At 60.5% G+C, this 8,594-nt stretch carries 6 protein-coding genes; 4 read left to right on the forward strand and 2 right to left on the reverse strand.

Annotated elements, in window-relative coordinates:
• The first annotated feature begins 95 nt into the window (after positions 1 to 95).
• Positions 96 to 1,628 (forward strand): AMP nucleosidase, encoded by a 1,533-nt coding sequence (locus JWR14_RS18745; protein WP_299709685.1) that lies wholly within the window; start codon positions 96 to 98, stop codon positions 1,626 to 1,628.
• A 78-nt stretch (positions 1,629 to 1,706) separates the two neighbouring features.
• Here the strand turns inward: JWR14_RS18745 and JWR14_RS18750 are convergent, their stop codons facing one another.
• Positions 1,707 to 2,456, reverse strand: a complete 750-nt coding sequence (locus JWR14_RS18750; protein ID WP_299709687.1) for a TIGR00730 family Rossman fold protein — start codon at positions 2,454 to 2,456, stop codon at positions 1,707 to 1,709.
• Position 2,457: 1 nt separating this feature from the next.
• On the opposite strand from JWR14_RS18750, the gene polA reads away from it, so the two are divergent.
• The 3 genes from polA to JWR14_RS18765 all read left to right on the forward strand — a co-directional run bounded on the left by polA (position 2,458) and on the right by JWR14_RS18765 (position 7,722).
• A complete protein-coding gene (gene polA, locus JWR14_RS18755) occupies positions 2,458 to 5,196 on the forward strand; it encodes a DNA polymerase I (RefSeq protein WP_299709690.1) in 2,739 nt (912 codons plus the stop codon).
• A gap of 64 nt (positions 5,197 to 5,260) precedes the next feature.
• Positions 5,261 to 6,619, forward strand: a complete 1,359-nt coding sequence (locus JWR14_RS18760) for an NAD(P)/FAD-dependent oxidoreductase (RefSeq protein ID WP_299709692.1) — start codon at positions 5,261 to 5,263, stop codon at positions 6,617 to 6,619.
• 227 nt (positions 6,620 to 6,846) lie between these two features.
• Complete coding sequence (locus JWR14_RS18765) at positions 6,847 to 7,722, forward strand: dienelactone hydrolase family protein (RefSeq protein WP_299709694.1); 876 nt, start codon at positions 6,847 to 6,849, stop codon at positions 7,720 to 7,722.
• 186 nt (positions 7,723 to 7,908) lie between these two features.
• Here JWR14_RS18765 and JWR14_RS18770 read toward each other — a convergent pair.
• On the reverse strand, positions 7,909 to 8,594 hold a 686-nt coding region (locus JWR14_RS18770; protein WP_299709696.1), incomplete at its 5' end, for a sulfurtransferase.

An 8,594-nucleotide genomic window follows, 5' to 3' on the forward strand; every position in this document is an offset into this window, starting at 1 on the left:
GGAAGGTGTTGAAGAAACGCATCGCCGGGAGGGGTGTTCATGGGCGTGTGGTTCTTCCGTGTTAATGTCGATTCATCACAAGAGCGCAGAAGATCATGACAAACGACCGGACTCAAGCAAGCCATTCCACGCCCGCCAACAACTTCCCGACGGAGTCTTTCGACGACCCCGTGGCCGCGGTTGCGCGGGTATCGGCCATCTACGAAGCCAACACCTCTTTCCTGCGCGACGCGTTCGCTCGCTATAGAAAGAACGAACCTTTTTCACATCGCGTGCGCGCGTGTTATCCATTCGTGCGCGTGCGTACCGAGCTGAATACGCAAATCGATTCACGCCGTTCATATGGCTTTGTCGCAGGGCCGGGCATTTTCGAAACCACGCTGACTCGGCAGGATTTATTCGGCCATTATTATCGCGAGCAATTGCGGCTGCTTACCAAGAATCATCATGTCGGGATTGAGGTGGGTGTGTCGGCGCAACCCGTGCCCATTCACTTCGCGTTTGCAGAAGGCATTCATCTGGAAGGCGACCTGGATCGCGACCGGCTGCTCGCCATGCGCAATATTTTCGATATGCCCGATCTCGCGCTGCTCGACGACCGCATTGTGAACGGCACCTATGAACCGGCGCCGGGCGAACCGCATCCGCTCGCATTGTTCACGGCGGCGCGGGTGGACTTCTCTTTGCATCGGCTCAAGCATTACACCGCGACTGCGCCTACGCATTTCCAGAACTATGTGCTCTATACGAACTACCAGTTTTATATCGATGAGTTCGTGAAGCTGGGGCGCAAGATCATGTCACGTGCTGACGATGAAGAAACACGGGCGTATAGAAGCGAATACATGTCGTTCGTGGAACCCGGCGACGTGATTACGGGCAATGAAAACCTCGGCGATTCGCAAGAGGAGCAACAGGGCGTAGCCCCTCTTCGCTTGCCGCAAATGCCCGCCTATCATCTGAAACGTGCCGATGGCAGCGGCATCACCATGGTCAATATTGGCGTGGGCCCATCGAACGCGAAGACGATCACGGACCACATAGCCGTGCTTCGGCCGCATGCGTGGATCATGCTCGGGCATTGCGCGGGATTGAGGAATACGCAGCGCCTGGGCGATTACGTATTGGCGCATGGTTATGTGCGCGAGGACCACGTGCTCGACGCCGACTTGCCGCTCTGGATTCCGATTCCCGCGTTGGCTGAAGTTCAGGTCGCGCTGGAGAAAGCGGTTGCGCAAGTGACGAAACTCGAAGGCATTGATTTGAAGCACGTCATGCGCACGGGAACCGTGGCGAGCGTGGACAATCGTAATTGGGAATTACGTGATCACCGTGAGCCGGTACAGCGTTTGTCGCAAAGCCGGGCCATTGCGCTCGATATGGAAAGCGCGACCATTGCTGCGAATGGATTCCGTTTTCGCGTGCCTTACGGAACCTTGCTCTGCGTCTCCGATAAACCTTTGCACGGCGAATTGAAATTGCCGGGCATGGCGGATCAGTTTTATCGTGCGCAAGTGGATCAGCACTTGCAGATCGGCGTTAAGGCGATGGAACTGCTGCGCATGAACGGGCTATCGAAACTGCATAGCCGGAAGTTGCGTGGTTTTGCGGAGGTGGCGTTCCAATAGCATTCCCATCACGCAAAAAGCGGCTCCGAAAGGAGCCGCTTTTTGAGCGCTTGTGTCATTGAACCTGCTATCAAGCCATCAAAGATAGAACATCCGGTCTTCGTCGGACTTGCCTTCGGCTGGCTGTTCTTCCGCGGTTTCGCGGTCTTCGTAGAACTGCAGCACGGCTTCCAGAACCTGGTCCGGATCGTCGATCACCTGCATCAGGTTGAGATCCTTCTCGCTGATCACGCCGGTCGGAACCAGCGTGTTGCGGAACCATGAGAGCAAACCTTCCCAGAACTCGGCGCCGACCAGCACAATAGGCACATGCCGCGACTTCTTGGTCTGGATCAGCGTCAGCACTTCCGCCATTTCATCCAGCGTACCGAAACCGCCCGGCATGACCACGACGGCATCCGAATTCTTCACGAACGTGACCTTGCGCGTGAAGAAGTGCCGGAAGCGCAGCGAGATATCCTGCCACTGGTTGCCCGACTGTTCGTGCGGCAACTCGATGTTCAGCCCCACCGATGGCGACTTTCCCGCATGAGCGCCCTTATTGGCCGCCTCCATGATGCCGGGGCCGCCGCCGGAGATCACGGCGAAGCCCGCGTCGGAGAATTTCTGCGCGATTTCTATGGTGAGCTTGTAGTACGGCGACTCCGGTTTCAGGCGCGCCGAACCATAGATGCTGATGGCAGGGCGGATCTCGGAGAGGTACTCGGTCGCCTCGATAAACTCTGCCATAATCGTGAACATCTGCCACGATGCGCGGGCCTTCTTGGCTGTCGCGCGCTCTTGATCTGCGAGCGATCGCAGACTCGGAATCACTTTTCTTTTGTTCATAATGCCTGAAGAACTTAATCTTGAAGGTAAGACCCTGCTATTGGTCGACGGATCCAGCTATCTCTATCGGGCCTACCACGCCATGCCGGATCTGCGCGGCCCTGACGGCGGTCCAACCGGCGCGCTGTATGGAATGATCAACATGCTGCGGCGATTGCGAAAAGACATCAACGCAGAGTATAGCGCGTGCGTATTCGACGCCAAGGGCAAGACATTTCGTGACGACTGGTATCCAGATTACAAGGCAAACCGGGCGTCGATGCCCGAGGACCTCTCGAAACAGATAGAGCCCATCCACGTGATCGTGCGAGCGCTCGGCTGGCCGCTGGTGATGATCGAAGGCGTGGAGGCCGACGACGTCATTGGCACGCTTGCAGTTGCCGCCGAAAAGCGCGGCATGAAAGTGGTCGTATCGACCGGGGACAAGGATCTGGCGCAGCTTGTGACGGATCATGTCACCCTCATCAACACGATGTCCAACGAGACGCTCGATCGCGCCGGGGTGCAGGGAAAGTTCGGCGTGCCGCCGGAGCGGATCGTCGACTATCTCTCGCTCATCGGCGATACGGTCGATAACGTACCGGGTGTCGAAAAATGCGGGCCGAAGACGGCGTTGAAATGGCTTGCGCAATATGAAACCCTTGATGGCATCGTGGCACACGCGGACGAAATCAAAGGTGCGGTGGGAGACAATCTGCGCAAGGCTTTGACGTTCCTCCCCATGGCGAAAAAGCTCGTTACCGTACAGACGGACTGCGACCTGACGGAGCAGATCGTGTCGATCGAGGGAACGCTTCCGGCGCGGCCCGAGGCACGCGACGAATTGCGCGACCTGTTCACGCGCCATGGTTTCAAGACCTGGCTGCGGGAAGTGGAGATTGCGGACGCGGTGGAGGGCCCGGTCGACACGCCACCTGCGCCGGCTACTGAAATGGAGCGGCATTACGATACCGTGCAGACGTGGGAGCAATTTGACGAATGGCTCGCGCGCATCAACGCCGCCGAGCTGACTTCCTTCGATACCGAAACGACCGCGCTCGACCCCATGCTTGCGCAACTGGTCGGGTTGTCCGTATCGGTCGAGCCGGGGCGCGCGGCGTATATTCCGGTCGCGCATCGCGGGCCGGACGCGCCGCTGCAACTGCCGCGCGACGAAGTCCTGCAGAAGCTTAAATCGTGGCTGGAAGATCCGTCGAAAAAGAAGGTGGGCCAGCATCTGAAATACGATGAACAAGTGCTGGCGAATTACGGCATCGAATTGAATGGTGTCGAGCACGACACGTTGTTGCAATCGTATGTTCTGGAATCGCACCGGCCGCACGACATGGACAATCTCGCGCTGCGGCACTTGGGCGCGAAGACCATCAAGTATGAAGAGGTGGCGGGAAAGGGCGCGTCGCAGATCGGCTTCGACGAAGTCGCGTTGGAGCAGGCCGCGCCCTACGCTGCGGAAGACGCGGACATCACGTTGCGCTTGCATCAGGCGCTTTATCCGCAGCTCGCCGATGAAGCGCAATTGCTGAAGGTATACCGCGACATAGAAATGCCGACGTCGCGCGTGCTGCGCAAGATGGAGCGCAACGGCGTGCTCATCGACGGCGAATTGCTGCGCGTGCAAAGCGGCCAGATCGCCACGCGCCTGATTCAGTTGGAAGCCGAGGCGTACATGCTTGCGGGCGGCGAATTCAACCTGGGTTCGCCCAAGCAGATCGGCCAGATCTTCTTCGAGAAGCTGCAATTGCCGGTGGTCAAGAAGACCCCGAGCGGTGCGCCTTCCACCGACGAAGAAGTGCTGCAGAAGCTCGCCGAAGACTATCCGCTGCCGAAGATCCTGCTGGAACATCGCGGGTTGTCGAAGCTGAAGTCCACGTACACGGACAAGCTGCCGCGCATGGTCAACGCCAAGACCGGCCGCGTGCATACGAACTATGCGCAAGCCGTGGCGGTGACGGGGCGCTTGTCGTCGAATGACCCGAACTTGCAAAATATCCCTGTGCGTACGGCCGAAGGGCGGCGGATTCGCGAGGCGTTCATCGCCCCGCCGGGAAGCAAGATTGTGTCGGCAGATTACTCGCAGATCGAGTTGCGGATCATGGCGCATATTTCCGGCGACCCGTCACTCATGCGCTCGTTCGCCGAAGGGGAAGACGTGCATCGGGCGACCGCGTCGGAGATTTTCGGCGTTACGCCCATCGAGGTATCGAACGACCAGCGGCGCATCGCAAAGGTCATCAACTTCGGCTTGATCTATGGCATGAGCGCGTTCGGGCTGGCATCGAATATCGGCATTTCGCGTGATGCCGCGAAGCTGTACATAGACCGCTATTTCCTGCGTTATCCGGGTGTCGCGAACTACATGGAAGAAACGCGCACGAAGGCGAAGCGCGATGGTTTTGTCGAGACCGTGTTCGGGCGGCGCTTGTGGCTCCCCGAGATCAACGGCGGCAGCGGACCGCGCCGGCAAGGCGCCGAGCGGGCCGCGATCAACGCGCCCATGCAAGGCACGGCGGCCGACCTCATCAAGCTGTCGATGATCGCCGTGCAGGACTGGCTGGAAGCATCGAAGATCCAGGCCAAGATGATCATGCAGGTCCATGACGAACTCGTGCTCGAAGTGCCCGAAGCCGAGTTGCCCGAGGTCCGCAAGCGCCTGCCGGAGTTGATGTGCGGCGTTGCCCAACTGAAGGTGCCGCTGGTGGCGGAAGTCGGCGTGGGTAATAACTGGGAAGAAGCGCACTGAGGGCACATTGAGCGTGCCAGTGGTCCATCCCGCTGGTTTTGAATGATGTCATAGGGGAGTTTGAATGCACCGTTTCATCATCGTCGGCGGCGGAGCGGGTGGGCTTGAACTGGCCACGCGTCTTGGCGACAAGTTCGGCAGCGCAGATGGCAAACGCGCAGCGCGTGCACAAGTCACGCTGATCGACCGCAATTCCACGCACATCTGGAAGCCGTTGCTGCATGAGGTCGCGGCCGGCAGCATGGACCCGTTCTCGCAGGAACTGCCGTACGCAGCGCAGGCGCGCTGGCATGGTTTCGAGTTCCAGCAGGGCGATTTGCTGGGTGTCGACCGGACGGCCAAACGCGTCACGCTGGGCCCCCTTCTCGACGATGAAGCCGGCGAGCTGATGCCGCAGCGTGATCTGGAATACGACACGTTGATCGTGGCGATCGGCAGTACGACGGCCTTTTTCGGCGTTCAGGGCGCGCAAGAAAATTCGCTCGCGCTCGATACCGTCGATCAGGCCGAATTGTTCCGCAAACGGCTGATCGCGGCGTGTATTCGAGCGGAGTATCGTGCGCCGGAGCCGGAAGCGGCCAGCGCATCCGATGCCGGGCCAAGGCAGCCACGGATTCAGGTGGCGATTGTCGGTGGCGGCGCGACGGGTGTGGAATTATCGGCGGAACTGCGCAACACGGCGCAAGTGCTGCACGCTTACGGGCTGCACAAGCTCGATCCGAAACACGATATAGGCATTGTGCTGATTGAAGCCGGGCCGCGCATTCTGCCTGCCTTGCCCGAGCGTGTGTCCACCGCGACAGCCGACTTGCTGGACAAGCTCGGCGTTTCTCTGATGACAAGTGAGACGGTGGCCGAGGTGTCGCGCGGGTCCATCCGCACCGCGAGCGGCAAGACTATCGCGGCGGACCTGACCGTTTGGGCGGCCGGCATTCGCGCGCCGGGCGTGCTCGCGAAACTCGACGGCCTGGCTACCAACCGGCTCGGCCAGTTGATCGTGCGCCGCACGCTGCAAACAGAAACCGACGACAACATTTTCGCTCTCGGCGATTGCGCCGCGTGTCCGTGGCCCGGCGGCGAGAAGGAAGGGCGCAACGTGCCGCCGCGTGCGCAAGCTGCGCATCAGCAGGCGAGTTTCCTCCTGAAGTCGCTTGAGCGCCGGCTGGAGGACAAACCGTTGCCCGACTACACGTATCGCGACTTCGGATCGCTTGTGTCGCTCGGGCATTTCAGTGCGGTCGGGAGTCTGATGGGCGGGTTGATCGGCGGCAACATGCTGATTGAAGGGCTGTTCGCGCGCTTCATGTATCAGTCGTTGTACCGCATGCATATTGCCGCGCTGCACGGCTGGGCGCGCATGGCGCTCGATACGGTGGCTCACTGGCTGCGGCGCTCCACCGCGCCACGCGTCAAGCTGCATTGATCACGCTGCACTAAAGCTGTTTAGAATGGGCGGCCGGCTTTGGAGCGCAGCAGGCGCTTCAAAATGGTTAAAGGGGTTCTAGATCTAGTGGTTCTAGAGCGGTAATCCTTTAGTCGTTGCCGTGCTTTCGGCTTGCGGGCCGGTAGCGCGGCTTACCCATACCGGACGTCTGGTTCGCTAGCATCGTGTGCCAGTGTCCTTCGCGGCCCATGCCGCTGGAGCTTTGCATGCTTACGCCTGATATCGACAGCCTCGTTCCGCATGTCCCGTTCAACCGGCGCACGTTTATCAAGGCTGCGGTCGGCAGCGGTTTTGCCGCTTGCGTGATGCCGGTGTCCGCGCAAACCATCATCACCGATACCGAAGGTCTGGAAGCCGGTCCGGTCGGGTTCAAGGCTGCCGACGGCACGCTTATTCCCGCGTATCGGGCGCAGCCCTTGGGCAAGACACACTTGCCGGTCATCATCGTGATTCACGAGATTTTCGGCGTGCACGAGCATATTGCCGATGTCTGCCGACGCTTCGCCAAACTCGGTTATCTGGCCATCGCGCCCGACCTTTACGAGCGCGAAGGCGATGCGTCGAAATTCACGTCGATGCAGCAGTTGAACGATCAAATCGTCTCCAAGGTGCCGGACGACCAGGTGCTCTCCGATATCGACTCGACCGTTGCATGGGCGGGCGAACATGGCGGCGATTTGCATCGGCTCGGGATCAATGGTTTTTGCTGGGGTGGCCGGATCACCTGGCTGTATGCCGAGCGCAATCCGCAGCTTAAAGCGGCGGTGGTTTGGTATGGACGCGTGGTGGGACCGAAGACGCAGAACAACCCGGCGAATCCGCTCGATCTCGCGTCAAACTTGAAGGCGCCGGTGCTTGGCCTGTTCGGCAAGCAGGATCAAAGCATCCCGCAGGACTCGCTTGAGCAGATGAAGCAGGCGATTGCAACGGGGCCGGCGGTCGCGCGGGGCTCGCAAATCGTGGTCTACGACGACGCGCCGCATGCGTTTTTCGCGGATTATCGGCCGAGTTACCGGAAGGCCGATGCGGAAGATGGCTGGAAGCGCGCGTTGGCGTGGTTCAGGGAGCACGGCGTAAAGTGATGAGGCTGCACCGCGGCCGCAATCCTGTCTTCGTTATAGGCTCGCGGCGCAGTGCACGGGCAATCGAGGCCCTGCGCTAAAGCGCCGATGGAGGCGGGGCAATTATTGACCGCGGGCGGCTGAGGCGGCCGCCCATCCGCGCCGCTAATATTGCTTCACTTACCCCCTCTCCGCAAAGCATCAATCTCAAACAGCCGCGCCGGTTGCCACCGGCCGCGATGCGTCCGCGCACCATTCGCTCCACGATCCCCCATACAGCGCCGCGCCATGCAGGCCGGCGATTTCCATGGCCAGTGCGTTATGGCAGGCCGTCACGCCCGAGCCGCATTGCAGCACCACCCGATCAGGTGACGTCGCTCCGAGTAGTCCGCTAAACGTCTCGCGCAATTCGTGCGCGGTCTTGAAGCGGCCATCGGCGTTCAGATTGTCCTTGAAAAAGCGGTTCAGCGCGCCCGGAATATGGCCGCCGACCGGATCAAGCGTCTCGTTCTCTCCGCGATACCGGTCCGCCGAGCGGGCATCGATCAGCACGCGTTCGTGCGTGGTCAGATTGCGCACGACGGCGTCGACGTCGAACGTGACGGCCAGCGGTGCACCGGCCTTGAACGTGCCTTCGGACTCGGCCGGTGTCACCGTTTCGAGAGGCTGGCCGGCCGCTTGCCATGCGTTGAGGCCGCCGTCGAGCAGTGCTACGGAATCGTGGCCGAGCCAGCGCAACAGCCACCACAGGCGCGCCGCGTACATACCGCCCTGGGCGTCGTAGGCGACAACTTGCTGACCTTCCTTCAGGCCCAGGCGCTTGAGCGTGGCGACTAGCGCCGCGCGTTCCGGCAACGGATGGCGGCCGTTCTTGCCCGTCTTCGCGCCCGATA

Origin of the sequence: Caballeronia sp. (assembly GCF_028292365.1) — a bacterium.
In the GTDB taxonomy this organism is placed as follows: Bacteria; Pseudomonadota; Gammaproteobacteria; order Burkholderiales; family Burkholderiaceae; genus Caballeronia.

Bases quoted from the DNA above. Each gene is read 5' to 3' on its own strand.
- JWR14_RS18745 (WP_299709685.1), top strand. From the start codon at position 96: ATGACAAACGACCGGACTCAAGCAAGCCATTCCACGCCCGCCAACAAC.
- JWR14_RS18750 (WP_299709687.1), bottom strand. From the start codon at position 2,456: ATGAACAAAAGAAAAGTGATTCCGAGTCTGCGATCGCTCGCAGATCAA.
- polA (WP_299709690.1), top strand. From the start codon at position 2,458: ATGCCTGAAGAACTTAATCTTGAAGGTAAGACCCTGCTATTGGTCGAC.
- JWR14_RS18760 (WP_299709692.1), top strand. From the start codon at position 5,261: ATGCACCGTTTCATCATCGTCGGCGGCGGAGCGGGTGGGCTTGAACTG.
- JWR14_RS18765 (WP_299709694.1), top strand. From the start codon at position 6,847: ATGCTTACGCCTGATATCGACAGCCTCGTTCCGCATGTCCCGTTCAAC.